This is a genomic window from Nocardioides sp. 503, from assembly GCF_004522095.1.
Classification (GTDB): domain Bacteria; phylum Actinomycetota; class Actinomycetes; order Propionibacteriales; family Nocardioidaceae; genus Nocardioides.
This window is the reverse complement of record NZ_SPUI01000003.1, coordinates 83,574-107,123: the sequence shown is the minus strand read 5'-3', so window position 1 is coordinate 107,123 and position 23,550 is coordinate 83,574. Positions and strand designations below refer to the sequence as shown.

25 protein-coding genes are annotated in these 23,550 nt (G+C 72.4%); 17 read left to right on the top strand and 8 right to left on the bottom strand.

Annotated elements, in window-relative coordinates:
* Positions 1–30: 30 nt before the first annotated feature.
* A complete protein-coding gene (ileS, locus tag E4622_RS07785) occupies positions 31–3,249 on the top strand; it encodes an isoleucine--tRNA ligase (protein ID WP_134739599.1) in 3,219 nt (1,072 codons plus the stop codon).
* Positions 3,250–3,362: 113 nt separating this feature from the next.
* Here the strand turns inward: ileS and E4622_RS07780 are convergent, their stop codons facing one another.
* The 3 genes from E4622_RS07780 to E4622_RS07770 form a co-directional block, all read right to left on the bottom strand.
* Entirely contained in the window at positions 3,363–4,019 is a 657-nt protein-coding gene (locus E4622_RS07780) for a hypothetical protein (protein ID WP_134739597.1), read from the bottom strand.
* Positions 4,020–4,242: 223 nt separating this feature from the next.
* Positions 4,243–4,875 carry a hypothetical protein gene (locus E4622_RS07775; protein ID WP_134739595.1) on the bottom strand — a complete coding sequence of 211 codons (633 nt, stop codon included), beginning with the start codon at positions 4,873–4,875 and terminating at the stop codon, positions 4,243–4,245.
* Between the two features lie 118 nt (positions 4,876–4,993).
* Complete coding sequence (locus tag E4622_RS07770; RefSeq protein ID WP_134739594.1) at positions 4,994–5,839, bottom strand: LLM class F420-dependent oxidoreductase; 846 nt, start codon at positions 5,837–5,839, stop codon at positions 4,994–4,996.
* 87 nt (positions 5,840–5,926) lie between these two features.
* Here E4622_RS07770 and dapE point away from each other — a divergent pair, with 87 nt between their 5' ends.
* From dapE to E4622_RS07745, 5 genes are read left to right on the top strand one after another with little or no spacing between them, the layout of a single operon-like run.
* Positions 5,927–6,997 (top strand): succinyl-diaminopimelate desuccinylase, encoded by a 1,071-nt coding sequence (dapE, locus tag E4622_RS07765; protein ID WP_134739592.1) that lies wholly within the window; start codon positions 5,927–5,929, stop codon positions 6,995–6,997.
* 8 nt (positions 6,998–7,005) lie between these two features.
* A complete protein-coding gene (locus tag E4622_RS07760) occupies positions 7,006–7,719 on the top strand; it encodes a TIGR00730 family Rossman fold protein (RefSeq protein ID WP_134740725.1) in 714 nt (237 codons plus the stop codon).
* Positions 7,716–8,009, top strand: coding sequence for a DivIVA domain-containing protein (locus E4622_RS07755; protein ID WP_245155940.1), 294 nt, complete (start codon positions 7,716–7,718; stop codon positions 8,007–8,009). Before E4622_RS07760 ends, E4622_RS07755 begins: the two co-directional genes overlap by 4 nt.
* Before the next feature lie 15 nt (positions 8,010–8,024).
* The gene (locus E4622_RS07750) at positions 8,025–8,456 is read left to right on the top strand and encodes a hypothetical protein (protein WP_134739590.1); all 432 of its coding nucleotides are present in this window, start codon (positions 8,025–8,027) and stop codon (positions 8,454–8,456) included.
* Positions 8,457–9,287: a M14 family zinc carboxypeptidase gene (locus E4622_RS07745; protein WP_134739588.1), complete on the top strand. Its 831-nt coding sequence runs from the start codon at positions 8,457–8,459 to the stop codon at positions 9,285–9,287.
* On the opposite strand, the gene E4622_RS07740 is transcribed toward E4622_RS07745, so the two are convergent.
* Complete coding sequence (locus E4622_RS07740; RefSeq protein WP_134739587.1) at positions 9,284–10,087, bottom strand: enoyl-CoA hydratase-related protein; 804 nt, start codon at positions 10,085–10,087, stop codon at positions 9,284–9,286. The genes E4622_RS07745 and E4622_RS07740 overlap by 4 nt on opposite strands.
* A gap of 232 nt (positions 10,088–10,319) precedes the next feature.
* On the opposite strand from E4622_RS07740, the gene E4622_RS07735 reads away from it, so the two are divergent.
* Genes E4622_RS07735 through E4622_RS07725 form a run of 3 tightly spaced genes read left to right on the top strand, consistent with a single transcriptional unit; the run spans position 10,320 to position 12,375 of the window.
* On the top strand, positions 10,320–10,487 hold the full coding sequence (locus E4622_RS07735; RefSeq protein WP_136594384.1) for a DUF3117 domain-containing protein: 168 nt from the start codon (positions 10,320–10,322) through the stop codon (positions 10,485–10,487).
* Positions 10,484–12,043 (top strand): leucyl aminopeptidase, encoded by a 1,560-nt coding sequence (locus tag E4622_RS07730; RefSeq protein WP_134739583.1) that lies wholly within the window; start codon positions 10,484–10,486, stop codon positions 12,041–12,043. The genes E4622_RS07735 and E4622_RS07730 overlap by 4 nt, the downstream gene beginning before the upstream one ends.
* Positions 12,040–12,375, top strand: a complete 336-nt coding sequence (locus tag E4622_RS07725; protein WP_134739581.1) for a hypothetical protein — start codon at positions 12,040–12,042, stop codon at positions 12,373–12,375. Before E4622_RS07730 ends, E4622_RS07725 begins: the two co-directional genes overlap by 4 nt.
* Positions 12,376–12,490: 115 nt before the next feature.
* Here E4622_RS07725 and E4622_RS07720 read toward each other — a convergent pair whose 3' ends face one another.
* On the bottom strand, positions 12,491–13,144 hold the full coding sequence (locus E4622_RS07720) for an O-methyltransferase (protein WP_134740724.1): 654 nt from the start codon (positions 13,142–13,144) through the stop codon (positions 12,491–12,493).
* A 192-nt stretch (positions 13,145–13,336) separates the two neighbouring features.
* Here E4622_RS07720 and sigE point away from each other — a divergent pair, with 192 nt between their 5' ends.
* From sigE to E4622_RS07705, 3 genes are read left to right on the top strand one after another with little or no spacing between them, the layout of a single operon-like run.
* Positions 13,337–13,918: an RNA polymerase sigma factor SigE gene (sigE, locus tag E4622_RS07715; RefSeq protein WP_134739579.1), complete on the top strand. Its 582-nt coding sequence runs from the start codon at positions 13,337–13,339 to the stop codon at positions 13,916–13,918.
* Positions 13,903–14,361 carry a zf-HC2 domain-containing protein gene (locus E4622_RS22695; RefSeq protein WP_167736012.1) on the top strand — a complete coding sequence of 153 codons (459 nt, stop codon included), beginning with the start codon at positions 13,903–13,905 and terminating at the stop codon, positions 14,359–14,361. The genes sigE and E4622_RS22695 overlap by 16 nt, the downstream gene beginning before the upstream one ends.
* Before the next feature lie 33 nt (positions 14,362–14,394).
* Positions 14,395–15,807: a trypsin-like peptidase domain-containing protein gene (locus E4622_RS07705; protein WP_134739577.1), complete on the top strand. Its 1,413-nt coding sequence runs from the start codon at positions 14,395–14,397 to the stop codon at positions 15,805–15,807.
* A gap of 6 nt (positions 15,808–15,813) precedes the next feature.
* On the opposite strand, the gene E4622_RS07700 is transcribed toward E4622_RS07705, so the two are convergent.
* On the bottom strand, positions 15,814–16,050 hold the full coding sequence (locus tag E4622_RS07700; protein WP_134739575.1) for a helix-turn-helix domain-containing protein: 237 nt from the start codon (positions 16,048–16,050) through the stop codon (positions 15,814–15,816).
* 101 nt (positions 16,051–16,151) lie between these two features.
* On the opposite strand from E4622_RS07700, the gene E4622_RS07695 reads away from it, so the two are divergent.
* Positions 16,152–16,829 carry a hypothetical protein gene (locus E4622_RS07695; protein ID WP_134739574.1) on the top strand — a complete coding sequence of 226 codons (678 nt, stop codon included), beginning with the start codon at positions 16,152–16,154 and terminating at the stop codon, positions 16,827–16,829.
* A complete protein-coding gene (locus E4622_RS07690; protein ID WP_134739572.1) occupies positions 16,829–18,025 on the top strand; it encodes a hypothetical protein in 1,197 nt (398 codons plus the stop codon). Before E4622_RS07695 ends, E4622_RS07690 begins: the two co-directional genes overlap by 1 nt.
* Positions 18,026–18,205: 180 nt before the next feature.
* Here the strand turns inward: E4622_RS07690 and E4622_RS07685 are convergent, their stop codons facing one another.
* Entirely contained in the window at positions 18,206–19,537 is a 1,332-nt protein-coding gene (locus E4622_RS07685; RefSeq protein ID WP_134739570.1) for a hypothetical protein, read from the bottom strand.
* Between the two features lie 4 nt (positions 19,538–19,541).
* Entirely contained in the window at positions 19,542–19,895 is a 354-nt protein-coding gene (locus tag E4622_RS07680) for a hypothetical protein (protein ID WP_134739569.1), read from the bottom strand.
* A gap of 125 nt (positions 19,896–20,020) precedes the next feature.
* On the opposite strand from E4622_RS07680, the gene E4622_RS07675 reads away from it, so the two are divergent.
* The 3 genes from E4622_RS07675 to pruA are packed head-to-tail and all read left to right on the top strand — an operon-like array spanning position 20,021 to position 23,478.
* A complete protein-coding gene (locus E4622_RS07675) occupies positions 20,021–21,469 on the top strand; it encodes a wax ester/triacylglycerol synthase family O-acyltransferase (protein WP_134739567.1) in 1,449 nt (482 codons plus the stop codon).
* Positions 21,469–21,804, top strand: a complete 336-nt coding sequence (locus E4622_RS07670; protein WP_134739566.1) for a hypothetical protein — start codon at positions 21,469–21,471, stop codon at positions 21,802–21,804. The genes E4622_RS07675 and E4622_RS07670 overlap by 1 nt, the downstream gene beginning before the upstream one ends.
* Positions 21,805–21,849: 45 nt before the next feature.
* Positions 21,850–23,478, top strand: coding sequence for an L-glutamate gamma-semialdehyde dehydrogenase (pruA, locus tag E4622_RS07665; RefSeq protein ID WP_134739564.1), 1,629 nt, complete (start codon positions 21,850–21,852; stop codon positions 23,476–23,478).
* Positions 23,479–23,550: the final 72 nt, after the last annotated feature.

The window sequence follows — 23,550 nt, the reverse complement described above, 5'->3', positions numbered from 1 at the left end:
GAGTTGACGACGTACCGCAGGAGCGCACCCATGACGTACCCCAAGGTCTCCAGCTCGACCGACGGCACCGGCGTGCCGTCGAGCCCGAGGTTCCCCGCGATCGAGGAGCGGGTCCTCTCCTACTGGGACGCCGACGGCACCTTCCAGGCCAGCATCGACCAGCGTGACGCCGGCCAGGACGGCGCCAACGAGTTCGTCTTCTACGACGGGCCGCCGTTCGCCAACGGGCTGCCGCACTACGGCCACCTGCTGACCGGCTACGTCAAGGACCTGATCCCGCGCTACCAGACGATGCGCGGGCGCAAGGTCGAGCGCCGCTTCGGGTGGGACACCCACGGGCTTCCGGCCGAGCTCGAGGCGATGCGCCTCAACGGCATCAAGACGACCGACGAGATCGTCGCGATGGGCATCGACAAGTTCAACGAGGCGTGCCGCGAGTCGGTGATGAAGTACACCGGCGAGTGGCGCGAGTACGTCACCCGTCAGGCGCGCTGGGTCGACTTCGACCACGACTACCGCACCATGAACCCCGACTACATGGAGTCGGTCATGTGGGCGTTCAAGCAGCTGCACGAGAAGGGCCTCATCTACGAGGGCTTCCGGGTGCTGCCCTACTGCTGGAACGACGAGACACCGCTGTCCAACCACGAGCTGCGCATGGACGACGACGTCTACCAGAACCGCCAGGACCCGGCCGTCACCGTCGGCTACGACGTCACCACCCCGAGCCCTGTCAACGGGTACAGCTTCCAGGGCGTCAAGCTGCTCATCTGGACGACGACGCCGTGGACGCTGCCGTCCAACCTCGCGGTCATGGTCGGCGCCGACATCGACTACGTCGTCGTCGAGGTGGAGGGCACGCGCTACCTGCTGGCCGAGGCCCGCGTGGCGTCGTACGCGCGCGAGCTGGGCGAGCACCCCGAGGTCACCTGGCGGGGCAAGGGCGAGGACCTCGTCGGCCTCACCTACACGCCGCCGTTCAGCTACTACGCCGGGCACGACAACGCCTTCCGCGTGGTGCCGGCGGAGTTCGTCACGACCACCGACGGCACCGGGCTCGTGCACACCGCGGGCGCCTTCGGTGAGGACGACAAGGTGGTCACCGACCGTGAGGGCATCGAGGCCGTCATGCCGGTCGGCAAGGACGGGAAGTTCACCTTCCCCGTCGTCGACTACGAGGGCCTGCTGGTCTTCGACGCCAACCTGCAGATCATCGACCACCTCAAGGCCGCGACCGGTGGCGAGGGAGCGACCGGCGCGGTCAGCCCCGGCACGGTGCTGCTGCGCCGCGAGACCTACGACCACTCCTACCCGCACTGCTGGCGCTGCCGCGAGCCCCTGATCTACAAGGGCGTCTCGTCGTGGTTCGTCGAGGTGACCGCGGTCAAGCAGCGGATGCTCGAGCTCAACCAGGAGATCCGCTGGGTGCCCGACCACATCCAGGACGGGCAGTTCGGCAAGTGGCTGGAGAACGCCCGCGACTGGTCGATCACGCGCAACCGCTTCTGGGGATCGCCTGTCCCCGTGTGGAAGAGCGACGACCCGGCGTACCCGCGCCTGGACGTCTACGGGTCGTTCGAGGAGATCGAGCGCGACTTCGGACGGCTGCCCGGCAAGGGCGACGGGGTGCCCGACCTGCACCGGCCCTACGTCGACGAGCTCGTGCGCCCCAACCCCGACGACCCCACGGGCAAGTCGATGATGCGCCGCGTGGCGGACGTCCTCGACGTGTGGTTCGACTCGGGGTCGATGAGCTTCGCGCAGGTGCACTACCCGTTCGAGAACGCCGAGTGGTTCGAGCACCACTTCCCCGGCGACTTCATCGTGGAGTACATCGGCCAGACGCGCGGCTGGTTCTACACGCTGCACGTGCTGGCGACGGCGATCTTCGACCGGCCGGCGTTCAGCTCCTGCATCAGCCACGGCATCGTCCTGGGCTCCGACGGCAACAAGATGTCGAAGTCGCTGCGCAACTACCCCGACGTCAGCGAGGTCTTCGACCGCGACGGCGCCGACGCGATGCGGTGGTTCCTCATGTCCTCGCCGATCCTGCGCGGGGGCAACCTCATCGTCACCGAGCAGGGCATCCGCGACTCGGTGCGCCAGGTGATGATCCCCCTGTGGAACAGCTGGTACTTCTTCCAGATGTACGCCAACGCCGCGGGGGGCGGGCAGGGTCACGACGCCCAGTGGTCGACGTCGTCCACGGACCCGCTCGACCGCTACCTGCTGGCCAAGTGCCGCCAGTACGTCGAGCAGATGACCCAGCAGATGGACGACTACGCCGTGGCGGACGCCTGCGACTCGACGCGGTCCTTCCTCGACGTGCTCACCAACTGGTACATCCGGCGCTCCCGCGACCGCTTCTGGGGTGACAGCACCGAGGCCTTCGACACGCTCTACACCGTGCTCGAGGTCGTCTGCCGGGTCACCGCCCCGCTGCTGCCGCTGACCACCGAGGAGGTCTGGCGCGGCCTCACCGGCGAGCGCTCGGTGCACCTCGCCGACTGGCCCGACGCCTCCGCGCTTCCCGCCGACGACGCGCTCGTGGCCGCCATGGACCAGGTGCGCGAGGTCTGCTCGGCGACCTCCGCGCTGCGCAAGGCCGGCAGCCTGCGCAACCGGCTGCCGCTGGCCACGCTGACCGTCGTCGTCGACGACCCCGCCGCCCTCGCCGGCTTCGAGGGCATCGTCGCCGACGAGGTCAACGTCAAGCAGGTGCGCCTGCTGGCGGCCGACTCGTCCGAGGCGGCGTCGTACGGCGTGGAGCGGCGGCTGACCGTCAACGCGCGGGCCGCCGGCCCGCGCCTCGGCAAGGACGTCCAGCGTGCGATCAAGGGCTCCAAGTCCGGCGACTGGTCGGTGGCCGAGGACGGCACCATCACGTCGGGCGGCCTGGAGCTGGTGGCGGGGGAGTTCACCCTCGACACCGTGGCCGGCTCGGCGGACGCGGACACCGCGACCGGGGTGCTCCCCGGCGGCGGCTTCGTCGTCCTCGACACCGGCGTCACGCCGGAGCTCGCCGCCGAGGGCCTGGCCCGCGACCTGGTCCGCGCGGTCCAGCAGGCCCGCCGCGACGCCGGCCTCGACGTCTCGGACCGGATCGCGCTGACCGTGGCCGGCTCCGCCGAGGTGCAGGCCGCGGCCCGCACCCACGAGCAGCTGATCACCAGCGAGACCCTCGCGACGTCGTACGTCGTCGAGGGCGGGCCCGACGGCGAGCCGGTCGTGACGGTGGCCAAGGCCTAGCCGCGGCGTTTCCCCAAGGTATGCAGGAAAAGCGTCACTTCCCTCGGTGTACAACCCGAGGGAAGTGACGCTTCAGGGACATACCTTGGTGAAACGTCAGCGCGTGAGCACGATCAGCTGATCTTCACCGCGGTCAGCGTGGGGCTGTTGACCTGCAGGTTCTCGCCGGCCATCTCCGTGCACTTCAGGGCGACGCCGGTCGAGGTGGCCGAGTTGACCACGTGGGTGAAGGCGATCGTCTCCGACTCGCCCGGCGTGCCCTCGGCGGCCAGCGGGGTCTGCGCCTCGGCGAACAGGGTGGTGACACCCGCGAGGCCGCAACGGTTCAGCTCCGAGGGCTTGACCCCGAGGGTGTTGTTGAGGGTGGCCGTGGCCGTCACCAGCCAGGTGCCCTTGGTGAGGCTCACGGCGGCGATCGGGAAGCAGTCGCCCAGGCCGGTGTCCGTGCAGGTCGGGAGGCTCACGTCGGCGCCGTCGACGAAGCGCACCTCGTTCTTGGCGTCGGCGGCCAGGTCGGCGGCGCTGACGCTGCCGTTGGCGACGTCGGCGCCGGTGAGGCTGTTGTCCTTGACGTCACCGCCGGCCAGGGTGCCGTCGCGGACGTCCTTGCCGGTGAGGTTGTTGTTCTTGACGTCCTTGGTGGTGACGGTGCCGTTCTTGATCTGCTTGCCGGTGATCATCTTGGCGGCGGTGGCGCCGCCGGCGACGGCGACGAGCAGGACGACGGCGACGAGGAGGGCGGCGGGGAGGGCCCGGATGTTGCGCAGCATGGTCTTTCCTTCGGGTGGAATGGGTGGCCGCTCCGTTGCGGCCGTTGTCGAGAAGACTGCTCGGTCCGGCACCCCCGGGGCATGAGGGTCGGACCCCCAAGTTCGGGTCTGGGGGCACCTGGGGGTGCGGTGGGGGTGGCGATCGGTGGGCGCGGGTGGGGACCCTCGGAGACGCCCACGGCCCGCCCCGAGGAGGGGCGGGCCGAGGGGCGTCGTGCTGCGGTCAGCTGACCTTGATCGAGGTCAGGCGGGGGCGGACCAGGCGCAGGGAGTCGTCGTCGCCCTCGCTGCAGCGCAGGTGCACCGGCTGCGAGGCGTCGGGGACCGTGATCACCTGCTGGAGGGTGAAGTTCTCGACCTCCCCGGGCTGGAAGTTGGGCGTCAGCACGAACCGCGTCACGTTCAGCAGCACGCCACCCTGGACCAGGCCGCAGGTGTTGTTGATGGCGTTGTCGGCGTCCAGGTTGTCGAGGTCGCCGCTCGCGGTGACCAGCTGCGTGCCCGGCACCACCGGGACGGTCAGGAGGTTCTCGCAGGTCACCAGGGTGTTGTCGTTGCAGGTGGGGACCGCGAGGAGCAGACCGTCCTGGGAGTCGGACTTCAGCGAGGTGCGGGCCTGGGGTGACAGGTCGGCGAGGGCGACCCCGCCGTTGGCGAGGTCGGCGCTGGACACGCTGCCGTTCTTGAGGTCGCTGCCGGAGACGTTGTTGTTCTTGAGGTCGGCGCTGGTGACGGTGCCGTTCTTGATCTGCTTGCCGGTGATCATCTTGGCGGCGGTGGCGCCGCCGGCGACGGCGACCAGCAGGACGACGGCGACGAGGAGCGCGGCGGGGAGGGCCCGGATGTTGCGGAGCATGGGATCTGTCCTTTGGCTGGGGCCGCTCCGTCGCGGCCGGTGCCGAAAGACTCCTCGTCCCCGCGCCCGGTGGCATGAGGGGTGATCCCTCAACCTCCCGGCGCCGGGGGTCTGGGGGTCAGCCCAGCCCGAGCCGCCCGGCGAGGCGGTCGAGCGAGCCCAGCACCTCGGCCTCCGCCTTGTCGGGCACGCCCCAGATGAGCTCGGTGGCGCCCTGCTCGGCCCAGGCCGCCAGGTCCGCGGGGCCGGGCCGGAAGGCGATCAGGATCCGGATCTCGGGCGAGCCCTCGCGGCCGGCCTCGGCCCAGGCGGTCTTCAGCGCTTCGATCTGGCCGGAGATGTCCTGCTGGGTGGGGGTCGTCATCCAGCCGTCGGCGTTCGCGGCGATCCAGGCGAAGGTCTTGGGTCCGCCGCCGGCGCCGATGATCAGCGGGATGTGGGCGGCCGGCTTGGGATAGGCCCAGGAGGGTCCGAACGACACGTACTCGCCGTCGTACGACGCCTCCTCCTGCGTCCACAGCGCGCGCATCGCCTCGACGTACTCCCGCAGGACGGTGCGTCGCTTGGCGGCGGGGACGTGGTGGTCGGCGAGCTCGTCGGTGTTCCACCCGAAGCCGGCGCCGATGTCGACGCGGCCGCCGGAGAGGTGGTCCAGCGTGGCGATCTGCTTGGCCAGCGTGATCGGGTCGGACTCGACCGGCAGGGCGACCGCCGTGGACAGTCGGATCCGCGAGGTCGCCTGGGCCACCGTCGCGAGCGACACCCAGGGGTCCAGGGTGCGCAGGTAGCGGTCGTCGGGCAGCGTCTCGTCGCCGGTGCCCGGGTGCGCGGCCTGCCGCTTGACGGGGATGTGGGTGTGCTCGGGCACGTAGAAGGTGTCGAACCCCCGCTCCTCCGCGGCGGCGCCGAGGGTGGCCGGACGGATGCCGCGGTCGGAGGTGAAGAGGACGAGGCCGTTGCGCATGCCCGAACATTAGAACGTGTTCCAGTTTCAGGGAAGTCGCGCAGGTCGGCCGAGGATCCCTGCAGCGCCGGCTGGTTGACTGACGCCATGCAGCTCGACCTGACCGGCGACGTCGTGACCCTCACCCAGCAGCTCGTGGACATCGAGTCGGTGAGCAAGGACGAACGGGCCATCGCCGACGTGGTGGAGGCGGCGCTGTCGCCGCTGGCGCACCTGAGCGTCACCCGGCACGGCAACACCGTCGTCGCACGCACCGACCTGGGGCTCGACGAGCGGGTGGTGATCGCCGGCCACCTCGACACCGTGCCGCTCAACGCCAACCTGCCCAGCCGTCTGGACGAGACCACCGGGCTGCTGCACGGGCTGGGGACCTGCGACATGAAGGGCGGCGACGCGGTCATCCTGCAGCTGGCCGCGACCGTCACGCAGCCCAACCGCGACCTCACCTTCGTGCTCTACGAGTGCGAGGAGATCGACTCGGAGTTCAACGGCCTCCACCTGCTCGGCCAGAGCGCCCCGGAGCTCCTGGCCGCCGACTTCGCGATCCTGATGGAGCCCTCCGACGCCGTGGTCGAGGCCGGCTGTCAGGGCACGCTGCGCGTCGAGGTCCGTACGACGGGCGAGCGCGCGCACTCCGCACGCAGCTGGAAGGGCGTCAACGCCATCCACAAGGCGGCCGAGGTGCTGGCCCGGCTCAACGCCTACGAGGCGCGCCGGCCCGTCATCGACGGGCTGGAGTACCACGAGGGGCTCAACGCGGTCTTCGTGCGCGGCGGCGTCGCGGGCAACGTGCTGCCCGACGAGTGCGTCGTCGAGGTCAACTTCCGCTTCGCCCCCGACCGTTCGGAGGCGGAGGCCGAGGCCTTCGTCCGCGAGTTCTTCGACGGCTTCGAGGTGACGCTGACCGACACGGCTCCCGGTGCCCTGCCCGGCCTCGACCGGCCGGCGGCCAAGGCGTTCATCGAGGCGGTCGGCGGCGAGGTCAACCCCAAGTTCGGCTGGACCGACGTGGCCCGCTTCACCGCCCTCGGCGTGCCCGCCGTCAACTTCGGGCCCGGTGACCCGATGCTGGCTCACAAGCAGGAGGAGTACGTGCCCGTCGAGCAGATCCGCAGCTGCGCCCGCGTGCTCACCGCCTGGCTGGGGGGAGCGTCGTGAGGTTCAAGATGAAGGGCCCGGTGATGCAGCGCCGCGACCAGGTCGACGGCACCACCACCGACCAGCGCCTGCTCGACTCGCGCGGCGCCGCCGACTGGGTGCACGCCGACCCGTGGCGGGTGCTGCGCATCCAGGCCGAGTTCGTCGAGGGCTTCGGGACCCTGGCCGAGCTCGGACCCGCGATCTGCGTGTTCGGCTCCGCGCGCACCCCGGTCGACCACCCGTCGTACGCCGTGGGCGAGCAGGTGGGTCGCCGCCTGGTCGAGGAGGGCTTCGCGGTGATGACCGGCGGCGGTCCCGGCGCCATGGAGGCGGCCAACAAGGGGGCGAGCGAGGCCGGCGGGCTCAGCGTCGGCCTCGGCATCGAGCTGCCCTTCGAGTCCGGCCTCAACGAGTGGGTCGACGTCGGCATCAACTTCCGCTACTTCTTCGTCCGCAAGACCATGTTCGTCAAGTACACCCAGGGCTTCGTCGTGCTTCCCGGCGGGCTCGGCACCCTCGACGAGCTGTTCGAGGCGCTGACGCTGGTGCAGACCCAGAAGGTCTCCGCCTTCCCGGTGGTCCTCATCGGTACGGCGTACTGGTCCGGGCTGATCGCGTGGTTGCGCGACACCGTCCTGGAGGACGGCAAGATCGCCCAGGCCGACCTCGACCGGCTCGTCCTCACCGACGACGTCGACGAGGCGGTCGCGCTGATGACGGCGGCGAGGGCGGCGCGATGATGTGGCTCTTCGCGGTGCTCATCGTCCTGGCGATGGGCGGCGTGGCCATGCTGGCCGCGGGTCGCGGCACCCCGATGTCGGAGGTCTACGACGACCGCCCCGACGCGCTGGTCCCCGCCGACCGCCCGATCGAGGCGCGCGACCTGCGCAGCGTGCGCTTCTCCCTCGCCTTCCGCGGCTACCGCATGTCGGAGGTCGACGCGCTGCTGGACCGGCTCGCCGTTGAGCGGGAGGCGTCCGCGGCGCACGAGCCCGACCGCGAGGCTCGTGGCGACGACCAGGCGCGTTAGGGCACACTGCCGAGGGTGTCGACCGAGGAGATCATCGTCTACGTCCTGACCGCCCTGGCGGCCCTGGTCGTCGTGCTGACGCGCCTGCGGCTGGGGCGCGACGAGGGGGGCGCGGGCCGGGTCCACGTCGGTCGTGCGCTGCTGGGCCTGCACACGGTCTCGGGCGTGCTGGCCCTCGTGGTCTGGCTGGTCTTCCTCCTCGGCGGTGGCTCGTTCAGCGAGGACACCGAGAACCTCGTCGGCATCGCCGCCCTGGCGCTGTGGTGGCTGGTCGCGCTCGCCGGCCTGCTCATCCTGGTGCGGTGGCTGCCCACCCGTGGCCGGCACGCGGCCGGCGGCACGGAGGACTCCTGGTCCGAGGGGCCGGGGCTGTCGGTGCTCGCCCACGTCGGCATGGCCGCCGGGGTCGCGGTCTTCACCCACGCCTACCTCGCGAGCGTGGTCTGAGTGCGCCGCGCGGCAGCCCTGCTGGGCGGTGCCGGCCTCGTGGCCGCCCTGCTGGCCGGCACGCCCGGCTCCGGGGGCGCGGTCCCGGCTCAGGCGGTGAGGACCGTCTCCGCCGAGGCCGCCCCGCCGGCCGCCCGCCCCGCCGTGGTCGGCAAGCGGGTCATCGGGAAGTCCGTCCGAGGGCGCCGGATCATGGCCTGGCACCTCGGCGAGCCCGGCGCGCCCCGCGTGAAGAAGGTCGTGCTCATCGCCACGATGCACGGCAACGAGCCCGCCACCCGCCGGATCCTGGAGTCGCTGCGCGACGGCGCCCCGATCATCGGCGTCGACCTGTGGGTGATCCCGACCTACAACCCCGACGGGCTCGCACGCGGCACCCGCAAGAACGCCCACGGTGTCGACCTCAACCGCAACTTCCCCTACCGGTGGGCCGACCTGGACGGCAACTACGAGTCGGGGCCCAAGCCCCGCTCCGAGCCGGAGACCCGCGCGGTGATGAGGTTCCTGCGCACGGTCCGCCCCGACCGCGTCCTGAGCTTCCACCAGCCCCTCTACGCCGTCGACACCGATACCAAGAAGCCGGCGTTCGCGCGCCGGGTCGCGCGCAAGCTCGACCTCCCGCGTCGCGCCCTGACCTGCGGCGGCGTCTGCCACGGCACGATGACCGGCTGGTTCAACCGACGGTTCGCCGGCGCCGCGCTCACGGTGGAGTACGGCGCCCACCCGTCGCTACGCACGATGTCGCGCGTCGCGCCCCGGCAGGTGCTGTCGGTCTTCGGGGCGCGGCGCCGCGTCCCGATCGCGGTCGACCCGGCCCCGCCCTCGCGCTAGCGACCCTCGAAGACCGGCTTCTCCTTGGCCACGAACGCCGCCACGGCGGCCGCGTGGTCACTGGTGGCGCCGGTGCGCTGCATCATCGCGCTCTCGAAGGCGACGGACTCCTCGAAGGTGTGGCCCGAGGCGTAGGCGACCGACTGCCGCATGGCGCCGAGCGCGACCGTGGGGCCGGCGGCCAGGCGGGCCGCCAGGGCGGCGACCTCGGCGGCGAGCTCGTCGGCCGGCACCACCGTGGTGGCCAGGCCCAGCTCGAGCGCCTCGTCGGCCTTGATGGTGCGCGGGAAGTAGAGCAGCTCGATGGCCTTGGCGCGGCCCACGAGCTGGGGCAGGTGGTAGCTGGCGCCGGTGTCGCACGAGAGCGCGACGTTGGCGAAGGCGAGGTTGAAGCCGGCCGTGTCGGCCACGATGCGCAGGTCGCAGGCGAAGGCCAGGCTGGCGCCGGCCCCTGCGGCGACGCCGTTGACCGCGGCGACGACGGGCTTCTCCATCCCGGCGAGCGCGGTGACGATCGGGTTGTAGTGGTCGTCGACGGTGCTGAAGAGCTGGTCGCTGCCGCCGTTGCGGAGCAGCTGGATGTGCTCCTTGAGGTCCTGGCCGGTGCAGAAGGCGCGGCCGGTGCCCGTGAGGACGACGCAGCGTGCGGCCGGGTCCTCCGCCACGTGCCGCACCGTCTCGAGGAGCAGCACCTTGGTGGCCACGTCGAGGCTGTTCATCGCGTCGGGACGGTTCAGGGTGATCGTCGCGACGCCGTCGCTCAGCTCGAGCCGGACCGCGGAGTCAGGGGAGGTCGTCATGGCCGCAGTCTGTCAGCCGGGTGCCGGGCGCACGAGGGCGGCGACCCGGGTCGTCCGTGGTGTCGACGAGCGCGCCGCCGGGCGGTCGCGCGGGCCACGGCGAGGCACGCGGGCGCCGGTCATGCGGGCCTGTGGTCCCGGTCACCCGGGGGATAGGGGATAATGGTTCACGCGTAGCGAGCACGGGGGTCCCCTGACTGCTCTTGGATCGGGAACAGGAACGAGGTGCCGCATGGCGGCAATGAAGCCGCGGACGGGTGACGGTCCGCTCGAGGTGACCAAGGAAGGGCGCGGCATCGTGATGCGCGTCCCCCTCGAAGGCGGTGGCCGACTCGTGGTCGAGCTCAACGCCGAGGAGGCAGGAGCCCTGGGCGAGGCACTCAAGAACGTCGTCGGGTGACCGACACGTCCACCGTGCTGTCCTTCCCCAGCCAGGTCTCACCGCCGGAGTTCGCGATCAGCGGGCTCCGGCCTCACGTGATCCTGGGTGTCGACGTCGTCGCGCTGCCGGTCCTGCCGGCCGACGACGCCGGCGGGGCGGTGCTCCTCGGACCCGGCGGCGCGGAGCTCGGCGAGGCGCTGGGCCTGGACCTGGTCGGCGTGCTGGAGGCCGGCCGCGCGACCGGTGCCGCAGGCGAGGTCGTGGAGCTCCCCGTGCCTGCCGGCGCCCCCGACAACACCAGCCTGCGGCTCGTCCTGCTCGTCGGCGTCGGCGCGCAGCGGCCCGTCGACCTCCGGCGCGCCGGGGCGGCGCTGGCCCGGGCCGCCCACGACCGCAACGCCGTGGCCACCACGATCGCCGCGCTCGACCCCGAGGCCGGCCTCGAGGCGTTCGTCGTGGGCGCCATGCTCGGCTCGTTCGCCTTCCACTGGCGCTCGACCCCGCCGGAGTCCGTGCCCGTGCCCCGCGTGGTGCTGGCCGACCTCGACGAGAGCGCCGCCCAGCGCGCCACCCTGGCGCGCGCCCTCGCCGCCGGTGGCGCCGGCTGGCGCGCCCGCACCCTCGCCACGGTGCCCTCCAACCTGAAGAACCCCGAGTGGCTCGCCGACCAGGCCCGCGAGATCGCCGGCGCGGCCGGGCTCGACATCCGCGTCTGGGACGAGCGCGAGCTGCAGGCCGGAGGCTTCGGCGGCATCGTGGGCGTCGGTCAGGCCTCGGCCACCCCGCCGCGACTGATCCGCCTCGACTACGCCCCCCGCAAGGCCAACCGCCGCACCCCGACCGTCGTCCTCGTCGGCAAGGGCATCACCTTCGACACCGGCGGCCTCTCGATCAAGCCCGGCGAGGCCATGGTCAACATGAAGCGCGACATGACCGGCGGCGCCGTCGTGCTCGCCACCATGGCTGCGCTCGCCGAGGTCGGCTGCCCGGTCCGCGTCGTCGGCCTCGTCGCCGCCGCGGAGAACGCCGTCTCGGGCAACGCGATGCGCCCCGGCGACGTCGTGCGCCACTACGGCGGACGCACCAGCGAGGTCACCAACACCGACGCCGAGGGCCGCCTCGTCCTGGCCGACGCCCTGGCCTACGCCGTCGAGCAGCTCTCGCCGGCCGCGATCGTCGACGTCGCCACGCTCACCGGCGCCATGAAGGTCGCGCTCGGCCAGACCGTCGGCGGCTACTTCGCCAACGACGACGCGCTCGCCACCGCTCTCGCCGAGTCCGGCGAGCAGGCGGGGGAGCCGCTGTGGCGATTCCCGCTCTACGCGGGCTACGAGGACAAGCTGGCCTCCAAGGTCGCCGACGCCGACAACGCGCCGGGCGGGGCGGGTGCGATCACCGCCGCGCTCTTCCTGCAGCACTTCGTCGGCGGCGTCCCCTGGGCGCACCTGGACATCGCGTCCGTGGGCGACGCCCCGGAGGACCGCCACGAGTGGACCAAGGGGCCGACCGGCTTCGGTGCCCGTGCGCTGCTCGCCTGGCTCGGCCGGGAGGACCCGCTGGCAGGCGTGCGATGAGGGGGCTGACGATCCGCTGGTCGCTCGTCGGCGCCCCCGACGGCGTCGTCGACCGGCTGCGCGACTTCGTCGCCGAGACCTCCCACGCCCGCTTCACCGGCATGTCCGGCCTGCGCTTCAAGACCTGGCGCGTGCGCGAGGGCGAGTGGTTCGAGGGGTCCTACGTCTTCGCCACCGACGAGGCCCGCGCCGCCTTCCAGGACGAGTTCGTCGCCGGCGTCGCCGATGCTCCCGGCACCCAGATCATCGGCAGCCTCCCGGTGCTCGTCGAGGAGTGCGACGTCGTCGCCGTCGCCGAGGGCTGGGACGGGTTCGAGGCCACCCCGCGCTAGGCGCCGGAACTCGCTCCGCGCCCGGACTCAGGTCTCGACAGGCTCCGTCGCGACCTCGTCCCTCGGTCGCGGTCGCCGCTCGACCACCATCAGACCGACCGACCTCGTTCCTCGGTCAGTCGGTCTCTGCGAGCCATTCCTTCTTGGCGACGAGCAGGCCGTCGCCGACGGGGAGCAGGACCGAGACCAGGCCCTCGTGCTCGATGACGGCGCGGCCGAGGTCGCGGATCGTGACCGTCTCCTCGTCGCGCTGGGCCGGGTCGGCCACCTTGTCGTGCCACAGGGCGTTGTCGAACACGACGACGCCGCCGGGGCGCAGCAGCCGCAGCGCCTCGGTGAGGTAGGCGGCGTACTCGGCCTTGTCGCCGTCGCAGAACACCAGGTCGTAGTGGCCGTCGGTGAGTCGGGGGAGCACGTCGAGGGCGGCGCCGGCGATCGTGCGGACGCGCTGGCTGGCGATGCCGGCCTCGGTGAAGGTCTCGCGGGCCAGGCGCTGGTGCTCGGCCTCGATGTCGACGCTGGTGAGCACCCCGTCGGAGCGCATCCCGCGCAGGAGCCACACGCCGGAGACCCCGGTGCCGGTGCCGATCTCGACGACGGCACGGGCGTCGATGGCCGAGGCGAGGAAGCGCAGGGCGGCTCCGCCGCCGGAGCCGATCGGCGTCACGCCGACCTCCTCGGCGCGCGCCCGAGCGGCGGCGAGCACCTCGTCCTCGGGGACGAAGGACTCGGCGTAGGTCCAGCTCGCGGGCTTGATCGGGGTGGGAATGACGTCCTCCTGGTGGGCGGTCTCTCGGAGGCGTCCACCGTATCGCCACCGGGCCTCCGCACGACCGGACGCGCGGTGGGAACACCGGACCGGTACGGATCGTTGGTGGAGGTGATGGCTCTTCACAGGGAACGTTCAGGCAAGGCACCTAGCGTGGTGCCCACCTCAGCAGGGCCGACGCGAGGAGCGACGATGGAGCAGATCGAGGGAGTCCCCACCTGGGACGAGATCGTCGAGCGTCACTCCGATCGCGTCTACCGCCTGGCCTACCGGCTGACGGGCAACCGGCACGACGCCGAGGACCTCACGCAGGAGGTCTTCGTGCGGGTCTTCCGCTCCCTGTCGACCTACACCCCCGGCACCTTCGAGGGCTGGCTGCACCGCATCACCACCAACCTCTTCCTGGACGGCGCCCGCCGCAAGCAGCGGATCCGCTTCGACGCGCTCTCCGACGAGCGGGCCGACCGGTTGACGAGCGCCTCGCCGGCGCCCGACACGGCCTACGCCGACCAGACCTTCGACGACGACATCGAGCGCGCGCTGGCGACCCTGCCGCCGGACTTCCGGGCCGCGGTCGTGCTCTGCGACGTCGAGGGGCTCACCTACGAGGAGATCGCGGAGATCCTGGGCGCCAAGCTCGGCACCGTGCGCTCCCGGATCCACCGCGGCCGCGCCATGCTCCGTACGGCGCTCGCCCACCGCGCGCCGGGTGCCGGTCGCGAGCGCTACTCCGGTCCCGCCGCGGACCAGGCAGCCGCGTGGAGCGCGTCGTGATCGGCCACCTGGGCACCCGGGTCAGCGCCCTGCTCGACGGTCAGCTGTCCCCGGAGGAGACCGAGCGCGCCTGGTCGCACGTGCACACCTGCCACGCCTGCCGGGACCTCGTGGAGCGCGAGGGCTGGGTCAAGACCCGGCTCGCCGGGCTCTCCTTCGACTGCGGCTCGGCACCCGAGCGGCTCAAGGGCTCGCTGCTCGGGGTCACCCCCAGCGAGCTCTACCTCGCGATCGCGCAGGAGGACCCGCACCGCAGCCGACGCACCATCGGCCTGGCCGCGCTCGGCGGCGGAGCGGTCGGCGCGGCGGTGATGGGGGTGCTCGCGCTGGGCGCCGCGCCCGCGGACGCGCCGCCCCTCGACCGTCGTGCTCCGACGATGCAGGTCACCAACCCCACGCCGTCGCCGGTCGGTGGACAGCCGCGTCGCGCGACCCTCCCCTGACCCGCGTTTCAGGCCCCGGGGGATGATGAACGGGTGAACGAGCCGGAGCAGCCCTCGAGCGCGGACGAGGGGTCCCGGGACGACGAGCTCACGCAGCCGTTGTCCGTCGGTCCCCTGCGTCCCGCCGACCAGAGTCCCCACGAGCCCGCCGACGCCCCGCCGGTGGACGCGGACCGTCCTGAGGCGCCCCGGCCGGACGCTCCCGCGCCCGGAGCCTCGTGGCTCCCGCCCTCCTCGCCCCCGAGCGGACCTCCCGACCCCTGGGGCGGCTATCCGCCCCCGGGCACGCAGCCGTTCCCGACCGAGCCCGCCCGCCGCGACGCAGGGGGTCCGCGGGCCCGGGTCAGCGGCTGGGTGTGGCCGGTCCTCGCGGCCGTCGCCCTGGTGGTCGGTGTCCTCGGCGGGGTCGCCGGCAGCGTGGCCTACGACGAGCTGAGCGACTCCGACGCGCCCGGCACGGTCAGCGGTGGCCTCGACGACGTCGACACCGTCTCGCTCCCGCCGCTGTCGGCGGAGGAGGAGGGGTCGGTCGCGGCCGTCGCCCAGCAGGTGCTGCCCAGCACCGTCCAGATCATCGCCTCCCTCGACGGGCAGGAGGGCGGCGCCACGGGCTCCGGCTTCGTGCTCGACAAGCAGGGCCACATCATCACCAACAACCACGTCGTCGAGTCCGCGGCCAAGGACGACGGCAAGATCGAGATCGTCGACCAGGAGGGCAACCGCTACGACGCCACCGTGGTCGGCCGCAGTCCGGTCTACGACCTGGCGGTCCTCTTCGCCGAGGACGCCGACGATCTGCCGCCCGCCTCCCTCGGCCGCTCGCAGCGCCTGCGCGTGGGCGAGGGCGTCGTGGCGATCGGCTCCCCGCTCGGCCTGAGCTCCACGGTCACGGCCGGCATCGTCAGCTCGCTCAACCGTCCGGTCACGACCGGCGAGTCCTCCGACGACTCCTCCTACATCAACGCGGTCCAGACCGACGCGGCCATCAACCCGGGCAACTCCGGCGGGCCGCTGGTCGACCTGCGCGGCCAGGTCGTGGGCGTCAACTCCGCCATCGCGACCAACGGCGGCGGGACGTTCAGCGGCCAGGCCGGCAACATCGGGGTCGGCTTCGCGATCCCGGTCGAGCAGGTCGTCATCACCGCCGACCAGATCCTCAAGACCGGCGAGTCCAGCTACCCCGTCATCGGCGCCCAGGTGCAGACCGGGGTCCGGGACGGCTCCGGGGCCCGCATCGACAAGGTCAACGACGGCAGCCCGGCCGACGACGCCGGGCTGAAGAAGGGTGACGTCATCGTCGAGGTCGAGGGCGACCGGGTCACCGACGGCATCGGCCTCATCGTCGCCATCCGCACGCACCAGCCGGGCGAGACGATCGAGTTCACCTACCAGCGAGACGGCGAGGATCGCACGGCGCAGGTCGAGCTCGGCGCCGAGAAGGGCTGAGCGCGCTCACTCCGGGGTGTCGGCCTCGACGAACGGGTGCTGCGCCACGAAGTCCTCGGCCTGCTTGTACATCCGGGCGATGTAGTCCTCGAGCATGCTCGACTCCACCCGCCACTGCCCGCGCCCGCCGATCTTGATCGCGGGCAGGTCACCACGGCGCACCAGCGCGTAGACCTGCGCGCTGGAGGTGTTGAGCACCTCGGCCACGTCGGCCAGCGTCAGGAAGCGGGGCGTAGCTGACATGCGCCCATCGTCGCACCTCCCGCCACACGCGTGACACCGGATCGCCGTACTCCTGTGGAGGAGCAGGTGACCGGCGGCCGCGTGGGATGCATGATGTCCTCGTGTCCAGGAACCTCGGGAGTCCCGGGCCACCGGCGCCACCGCCTGCGGTGCGCACGGCGACCCCGGGCTGGCGCGACCCCCGGCTGTGGGTCGGGGTCGCGATCGTCGCCGCCTCGGTCGTGGCCGGCGCCCGGCTGCTCGCCTCCGCCGACGACACCGTCTCGGTCTGGGGCGTCGCCGCCGACATGGGCGCCGGCGACCAGGTCACCGCGGACGACCTGGTGGCCCACCGAGTCCGCTTCGCCGACGACGCGGAGCTGGACCGCTACTTCGCCAGCGACGACACCCTGCCCGGCGACCTCGAGCTCCTGCGCGGGGTGGGGGAGGGCGAGCTGCTCCCGCGGGCCGCGGTGGGCTCCGCCGAGGACACCGACACCCTGCAGGTCCCGATCGCGGTCGCCGTCGAGCGGGTGCCGGCCTCGGTGGCCGCCGGCTCGGTGGTCGACGTCTTCATCGTCGCGCGCCCGAGCGGCCCGCGGGCGACCTCCCCGGGCGGTCCGGGCGAGCCGGCGCTGCGGGCGGTGACCGTCGTGGCGGCGCCCGCAGGCGACGACTCGTTCGGGGCCGCGGGGGAGCGCCAGCTCGACCTCGCGGTGCCGGAGGACGACGCCCAGGAGTTCTTCGAGCTGCTCAACTCCTTCGACAGCCCCGTGCTGACCGTGGTGCGGCGGGGCTGATGATCGTCGTCCTGGTCGTCGCCTCGGGCGCCGCCTGGGAGTCGGCGGCGCTCGGGCTGCTGACCGAGCACCGCGACATCGTCGTGCTCAAGCGCTGCGTCGACGTCGACGACCTGGTCGCCTCGGCGTCGGCGGGGCAGGCCGACGTCGCCGTCCTCGGGCTGGACACGCCGGGCCTGGACGTCGCCGTCGTCGAGCACCTGCGCCGCTACGCCGTCCGCCCGGTGGCCGTCGTCCCCGCCCAGGCCCTCGAGCCCGGTCGCCTGCGGGCAGCGCGCATCGGCATCGCGGCCCTGGTCGCCGACGACGACCTGGACGCCCTGCCCGACGCGGTCCTCAGCAGCGAGCCGCCGCCGGGGGTTGAGCCGTCGGAGCCGCTGCTCGTCGGCGAGCCCTCGTCGCCGGCCGTGGGCGGGCGGGTGCTCGCAGTGTGGGGCCCGGCCGGCGCCCCAGGTCGTACGACGGTCGCCGCCGGGCTCGCCGCGGAGCTGGCCCGCCGCCGGCTCCGCACGGTCCTCGTCGACGCCGACCCCTACGGCGGCTGTGTGGCCCAGCAGCTCGGGATCCTCGACGAGGTGTCCGGCCTGCTCTCGGCGGCCCGGCTGGCCACCGCCGGGCTGCTCGAGGAGCGGTTCCCCTCGGTCCAGCGCGCCGTCGGCCCGCACCTGTCGGTGGTGACCGGGCTGCCGCGCGCCGACCGTTGGGTCGAGGTGCGCCCAGGCGCCCTGGAGCACCTGCTGGACGTCGCCCGCGAGCAGGCCGAGGTCGTCGTCGACACCGGCTTCAGCCTGGAGGAGGACCCGGGTCAGGACTTCGGCTCCCGGCCGGCCCGCAACCAGCTCACGCTGGCCGCGCTGGACGCCGCCGACGAGGTCCTGGTGGTCGGGTCGGCGGACCCGGTGGGCCTGTCGAGGCTGGCGCGCGCGCTCGTCGACGTCCGCGAGCAGACCGCCGGTGCCCCCGTGCGGGTCGTCGTCAACCGGATGCGACCCAGCCTCGGCTGGTCCGAGAAGGACATCGCCGGCATGGTCGGCGGCTTCACCCGCCTCGCCGGCCTGCACTTCCTGCCCGACGACCGCCCGGCCGTCGACCGAGCGCTGGTCGCCGGCCGCACGCTCGTCGAGTCGGGTGACTCCCCGCTGCTGCGCGCCCTCGGCGCGCTCGCCGACGCGGTGACAGCGCCGGCCCCGGGGTGATGATCTTCGCCTGTGACTGGGTCTCGACCCGCGGTCACGCCCTCGCGGGCTCGGGCGTGCGCTCGCTCGACCTTCGCAGCCCCACGCACCGGCCTCGTTCCTCGGCCCGCGCTGGCCGCTCGCTCGACCTTCGCGGCCCCACGCGCCGGCCTCGTTCCTCGGCCCGCGCTGACCGCTCGCTCAGGCGGCGAAGAGGAGGTAGAGACCGCCGACGGTGAACGCGACCATGGCGAAGAGCAGCGACAGCTGCCCGGTGAGCTGGTGGCGGCGGGGGAGGAGCTTGATGGCTCGGTCGTGGGCGGCGATGACACCGAGCACGTGCCCGACCACGACCGCGATCACCTTGACGTTGGCCAGCAGCGTCGGGTGGTAGGAGAGCCAGTAGTTCACCGACCAGTCGCCGGTGCCGAGGATGTCGGAGCCGTTGCTGAACGGGTCGCTGGCCTGGATCAGCGTCTTCTGCCCGAACTCCACCAGGTAGGTCAGGTAGTGGGCCACGATGTAGCCGACGACGATCGGCACGATCGAGTGGGCGAACAGGTCGGGCAGCGCGCGTCGCCGGGTGCCCGGGTCCACGCCGGTCAGCATGGTGCCGAGCGCGAAGATCAGTCCCACGCCGACGCAGAAGGCGACGATGGCCAGGTTGTTGAGCAGGTAGGAGGAGGTGTCGGTCGACTGGATGTAGCGCACCCAGACCGAGGAGTCGCGGAAGGAGTCGAAGGCCGTGCTCCCGAACAGCACCGCCAGGACCCCGACCAGCCCCGGGCGCACCACGACCGTGTCCAGGTTGGCCAGCGGGCTGCGGACGACGAGGTGGCCGTCGCGCATGCCCCACACCGACAGCTTGCCGACGAGGGTGGAGTAGACCTCGAACGGGTCGGCGTTCTCGTAGAAGGTGTTGCCGAAGAGCGCGCCTCCCAGCAGCATCGCCGCGACGTAGACCGCGCACCACAGCCGCACCGGGCCGAGCTCGGTCATGAACGGGTAGACCAGCTCCATCCAGGCGAACGCGAAGAGCCCGAGCGCGGCCGGCCAGTGGCCGAGCCACCGGGGGTACTCGAAGACCCCCACGTCGGGATCGCTGCCGGAGAGCTTGGCGAAGGCCAGGTTGATCGTCCGGACGGGGCTGATGTGCTTCCACACCGGGCCCAGCAGGAACGACAGCGGGACCAGCCCGACCCACCACCACACGAAGACGATGCCGAAGAACGGGTTGGTCAGCTGGTCCTCGCCGAGGACCGCGACCATGACGGAGTAGGCGAACACGACGAAGCCGAGGACCCGGAGGACGACGTACCAGGCGGTGGAGTGGACGAGCGCGTCGAGGAAGCGCCACGCCGGGCGGCCGCTGGTCGCCTCGTCGTAGCGGGGGCTGCGCCACGCGAGCGCCAGGACGGTGAAGGACACGACCAGCGCCGCGACGGCGCCGGCGATGGCGAGGGACGGCGAGATGGGCAGGTCGGCGGAGCCGCCGATGCCGTGGGCCAGCGGGGTGTCGCGTACGTCGGTCACGCCGTCAGCGCACCTCGAGCTGGACGATCACGACGTCCAGGTCGTGCGACTCGACCTCCACCACGCCCGGCTTGTCGATCTGCATCTCGATCGTGGTCTCCCCCTTCTTGTAGGAGAACTCCTGCTCGGGCTCGGAGTGCACGTGGATCTGCCCCGGCGCGTCGGCCTGCACCACCAGGTCGATCGGCTGGTCGACGCCCACCTCGACCCGCTCGCCGTTGGGCGTGACCCCGTCGCCGTCGAAGGTGATCTGGATGGTCTTGGGGTCCGAGCCGCCGGAGGGCTCGTCGTCGCCGCACGCGGTCAGTCCGCCCAGGGTGGACACGAGCACGGCTGCGGCCGCCAGGCTCCGGCGCATGGTGGATCCTCACGTTCGGGGGTACAGGTGCCACGACGATGGCACACCTCTGCCAGAATCCCACGGGGGGCAAGCGCGGATCGTCGGGGTCCACACGGGCCGACCGACGGGGAGAGGAGCGCCACATGAGCGAGCGGCTGCGTCCGCGCGACCTCGCGTTCCTGGCCGAGGAGACCCCGCAGGCACCGATGCACAACGCCACGATCGAGATCTTCGACCCGGCCGAGTCGGGCTTCGACCACGACCGGCTCCTTCAGCTGATCTCGGACCGGGTGTCGTTCGTGCCGCGCTACCGCCAGCGGGTGCAGTCGGTGCCCGGACGGCTGGCCAACCCGGTCTGGGTCGACGACGACCACTTCGACCTGACCTACCACGTACGCCGCTCCGCCCTGCCGCGCCCAGGCTCGATGGACCAGCTGCGCGACCTCGTCGCGCGCATCGTCTCGCGCCCCCTCGACCGGGCCCGCCCGCTCTGGGAGGTCTACTTCGTCGAGGGCCTCGAGGGAGGCCGGGTGGCGCTGCTCTCGAAGACCCACCAGGTGCTCGTCGACGGGGTCCACACCGTCGACCTCGGGCAGGTGCTCCTCGACGCGAGCCCCACGCCCAAGGAGCTCGAGTCCGACGACTGGCACGCCCGTCGGGCGCCGTCGCCGCTCGGACTGCTCACCGGCGCCGTCCGGGACTCGCTCACCGCCCCCGAGACGCTGGTCGACACCGTGCGCAGCCGCTCCGGCTCCGCGCTGCGGGCCGCCGTGGGCGCCGCCTCGCGCTCGCGGGAGGTGGCCCACGCGCTGAGCGGCCGCCCGCCTGCCGGCGAGTCGCCGATCGCGGGCCAGGTCTCCCAGCAGCGGCGCATCGTCACCCTCGACACCCCGCTGGCCGACTACCGCACGGTCCGCTCCGTCCACGGCGGCACCGTCAACGACGTCATCCTGGCCACCGTGGCGGGCGGGCTGCGCGCCTGGCTGATGACGCGCGCCGAGTCGCTCAAGGGCCTGCGCCAGATCCGCGCCGTCGTCCCGGTCTCGGTCATCGACTCCGAGCTGGAGGCGACCTCGCTGGGCAGCCAGATCGCCCCGCACTTCGTCGACCTGCCGGTCGGGGAGGCCAGCCCGCTGGTGCGCCTGCACCAGGTGAGCTACTCCTTCCAGGCCCACAAGGAGACCGGCCGCGGGGTCGCCGCCAACCGGCTCGCCGGGATCGCCGGCTTCGCGCCCACGACCTTCCACGCCATCGGCTCGCGGGTCGCCGCCGCCGAGCGCCGCGGCTACCAGCTCAACGTCACCAACGTGCCGGGGCCGCAGTCGCCGCTCTACGCCGCGGGCGCGCGCATGGTGAGCAGCTATCCCGTCCCCCCGTTGCTCACGGGTCACCCGCTCGCGATCGGCGTGACGTCGTACGACGGCCGGGTGTTCTTCGGCATCACCGCCGACCGCGTGCAGATCCCCGACGCCGACCTGCTCGGCACCTGCATCGTGGAGGCCCTCGACGAGCTGCTCGAGGCGTCGAGCGGCTCGGGGTCGCGCGCGCCGCGCGGACGCAAGCGGCCCGCCCGCCCGAGGAAGGGCTCCTGATGGCGCGCGTCTACGTCCCCGGCTCGCTGGACCTGCTCGCCGAGTGGGTCGCCGCCGGCACCGTGCCCTGGCCGGCCGAGCCCATCTCGCCGGACGCGGAGGACGAGGAGTCGGAGTACGCCGCGCTGATGACGGCGGCCGACGCCTCGGTCGAGCTGATCGGCGGCTCGGGCCGACGGGTGGTCCTGGTGGCGGAGGTGGCCTCCGAGGGTCACCCGATCCCGCTGCGTCGCGTGGTCGCGGCGCACGCCGACGTGGACGACTTCACCGACGTCGACGACGACCTCGCGTGGTTCGCCACGCAGGAGATCCCGGACCTGCTCCCCGGCGCCTGACGGCCGCTTCGACAAGCCCGACCGCCGGGTGACAACATCCTGAGCATGGACGCCATCACCTTCCCTCCGGCTCCCACCAACGAGCCGAACCTGACCTACGCGCCCGGCAGCGCCGAGCGCGCGGAGCTGGTCGCCGAGCTCGAGCGCCAGGAGCGCAAGCAGGTCACCCTCCGGGCCCACATCGGCGGCCGCAAGCGCTCCGGTGGTGGCGAGGAGATCCCGGTCGTGCAGCCGCACGACCACCAGCACGTGCTGGGAGTCATGAAGAACTCCACGCAGGCCGACGCCCAGGCGGCGGTGAAGGCGGCGGCCAAGGCCGCGCCCGAGTGGCGGGCGATGTCGATGGACGACCGCGGCGCGATCCTGCTCAAGGCCGCCGACCTCCTCGCCGGCCCGTGGCGCCAGCGCCTCAACGCCGCCACGATGCTCGGGCAGTCCAAGACGGCGTTCCAGGCCGAGATCGACGCGGCGTGCGAGCTGATCGACTTCTGGCGCTACAACGTCCACTACGCCAAGCAGATCCTCACCGACCAGCCCATCGCCAACAGCCCCGGCGTGTGGAACCGCACCGACCACCGCCCCCTCGAGGGCTTCGTCTACGCGATCACGCCGTTCAACTTCACCGCCATCGCCGGCAACCTGCCCACCGCGCCCGCCCTCATGGGCAACACGGTGATCTGGAAGCCCTCGCCGACCCAGCAGGTCGCCGCGTCGCTCACGATGGAGCTGCTGGAGGAGGCCGGCATGCCGCCGGGCGTCATCAACATGCTGCCCGGTGACGGGCTCGAGGTCTCGCAGGTCGCCCTGGCGCACCCGGACCTCGCCGGCATCCACTTCACCGGCTCGACCCCGACCTTCCAGCACCTGTGGCGCACCGTGGGGGAGAACATCACCGGCTATCGCGCCTACCCGCGCATCGTCGGCGAGACCGGCGGCAAGGACTTCATCCTCGCCCACCCCTCCGCCGACCCGGACGTCGTGCGGGTCGCGATGGTCCGAGGCGCCTTCGAGTTCCAGGGCCAGAAGTGCTCCGCCGCGTCGCGGGCCTACGTCGCCCGCTCGGTCTGGAAGCGGATCAAGGACGATCTCATCGCCGAGGTCGACGCGATCTCCATGGGCGACGTCACCGACCTGTCGCACTTCATGGGCGCCGTGATCGACGACCGGGCCTTCGCCAAGCACGAGAAGGCGATCGCCCGTGCGCGCGGGCAGCGCGGCCTGACCGTGCTCGCCGGTGGCCAGACCGACGACTCCGTCGGCTACTTCGTGCGGCCCACCGTGATCGAGGGCGGCGACCCCACCGACGAGATGTTCTCGACCGAGTACTTCGGCCCCATCCTGGTCGTGCACGTCTACGAGGACGGCGACTTCGAGAAGGTCGCGCGGCAGCTGGAGGGCATCGCGCCGTTCGCGCTGACGGGAGCGGTCATCGCCCGCGACCGCGCGGCCATCGCGTGGGCCAGCGAGGAGCTGCGCTTCGCCGCCGGCAACTTCTACATCAACGACAAGCCGACCGGCGCCGTCGTCGGCCAGCAGCCCTTCGGCGGCGGCCGCGCCTCCGGCACCAATGACAAGGCCGGTGCGGCGGTCAACCTCCAGCGCTGGACCAGCCCCCGCTCCATCAAGGAGACCTTCGTCCCGCCCAAGGACTACCGCTACCCGTACATGGGGTAGGGCACGCCGGGCCCGAGGGACGAGGGCGCGGCGTAGGCCTTCCCGGTTGAGCAAGCGTGGCGACCGAGGGAC

What these genes read in the sequence shown, in the direction of transcription:
- dapE (WP_134739592.1), top strand. Translation starts at nt 5,927, where the DNA reads ATGCAGCTCGACCTGACCGGCGACGTCGTGACCCTCACCCAGCAGCTC.
- sigE (WP_134739579.1), top strand. Translation starts at nt 13,337, where the DNA reads ATGGAGCAGATCGAGGGAGTCCCCACCTGGGACGAGATCGTCGAGCGT.
- E4622_RS07700 (WP_134739575.1), bottom strand. Translation starts at nt 16,050, where the DNA reads ATGTCAGCTACGCCCCGCTTCCTGACGCTGGCCGACGTGGCCGAGGTG.
- pruA (WP_134739564.1), top strand. Translation starts at nt 21,850, where the DNA reads ATGGACGCCATCACCTTCCCTCCGGCTCCCACCAACGAGCCGAACCTG.
- E4622_RS07690 (WP_134739572.1), top strand. Translation starts at nt 16,829, where the DNA reads ATGATCGTCGTCCTGGTCGTCGCCTCGGGCGCCGCCTGGGAGTCGGCG.
- ileS (WP_134739599.1), top strand. Translation starts at nt 31, where the DNA reads ATGACGTACCCCAAGGTCTCCAGCTCGACCGACGGCACCGGCGTGCCG.
- E4622_RS07725 (WP_134739581.1), top strand. Translation starts at nt 12,040, where the DNA reads ATGAGGGGGCTGACGATCCGCTGGTCGCTCGTCGGCGCCCCCGACGGC.
- E4622_RS07780 (WP_134739597.1), bottom strand. Translation starts at nt 4,019, where the DNA reads ATGCTGCGCAACATCCGGGCCCTCCCCGCCGCCCTCCTCGTCGCCGTC.
- E4622_RS07740 (WP_134739587.1), bottom strand. Translation starts at nt 10,087, where the DNA reads ATGACGACCTCCCCTGACTCCGCGGTCCGGCTCGAGCTGAGCGACGGC.
- E4622_RS07670 (WP_134739566.1), top strand. Translation starts at nt 21,469, where the DNA reads ATGGCGCGCGTCTACGTCCCCGGCTCGCTGGACCTGCTCGCCGAGTGG.
- E4622_RS07735 (WP_136594384.1), top strand. Translation starts at nt 10,320, where the DNA reads ATGGCGGCAATGAAGCCGCGGACGGGTGACGGTCCGCTCGAGGTGACC.
- E4622_RS07770 (WP_134739594.1), bottom strand. Translation starts at nt 5,839, where the DNA reads ATGCGCAACGGCCTCGTCCTCTTCACCTCCGACCGCGGCATCCGTCCG.
- E4622_RS07775 (WP_134739595.1), bottom strand. Translation starts at nt 4,875, where the DNA reads ATGCTCCGCAACATCCGGGCCCTCCCCGCCGCGCTCCTCGTCGCCGTC.
- E4622_RS07675 (WP_134739567.1), top strand. Translation starts at nt 20,021, where the DNA reads ATGAGCGAGCGGCTGCGTCCGCGCGACCTCGCGTTCCTGGCCGAGGAG.
- E4622_RS07680 (WP_134739569.1), bottom strand. Translation starts at nt 19,895, where the DNA reads ATGCGCCGGAGCCTGGCGGCCGCAGCCGTGCTCGTGTCCACCCTGGGC.
- E4622_RS07755 (WP_245155940.1), top strand. Translation starts at nt 7,716, where the DNA reads ATGATGTGGCTCTTCGCGGTGCTCATCGTCCTGGCGATGGGCGGCGTG.
- E4622_RS07760 (WP_134740725.1), top strand. Translation starts at nt 7,006, where the DNA reads ATGAAGGGCCCGGTGATGCAGCGCCGCGACCAGGTCGACGGCACCACC.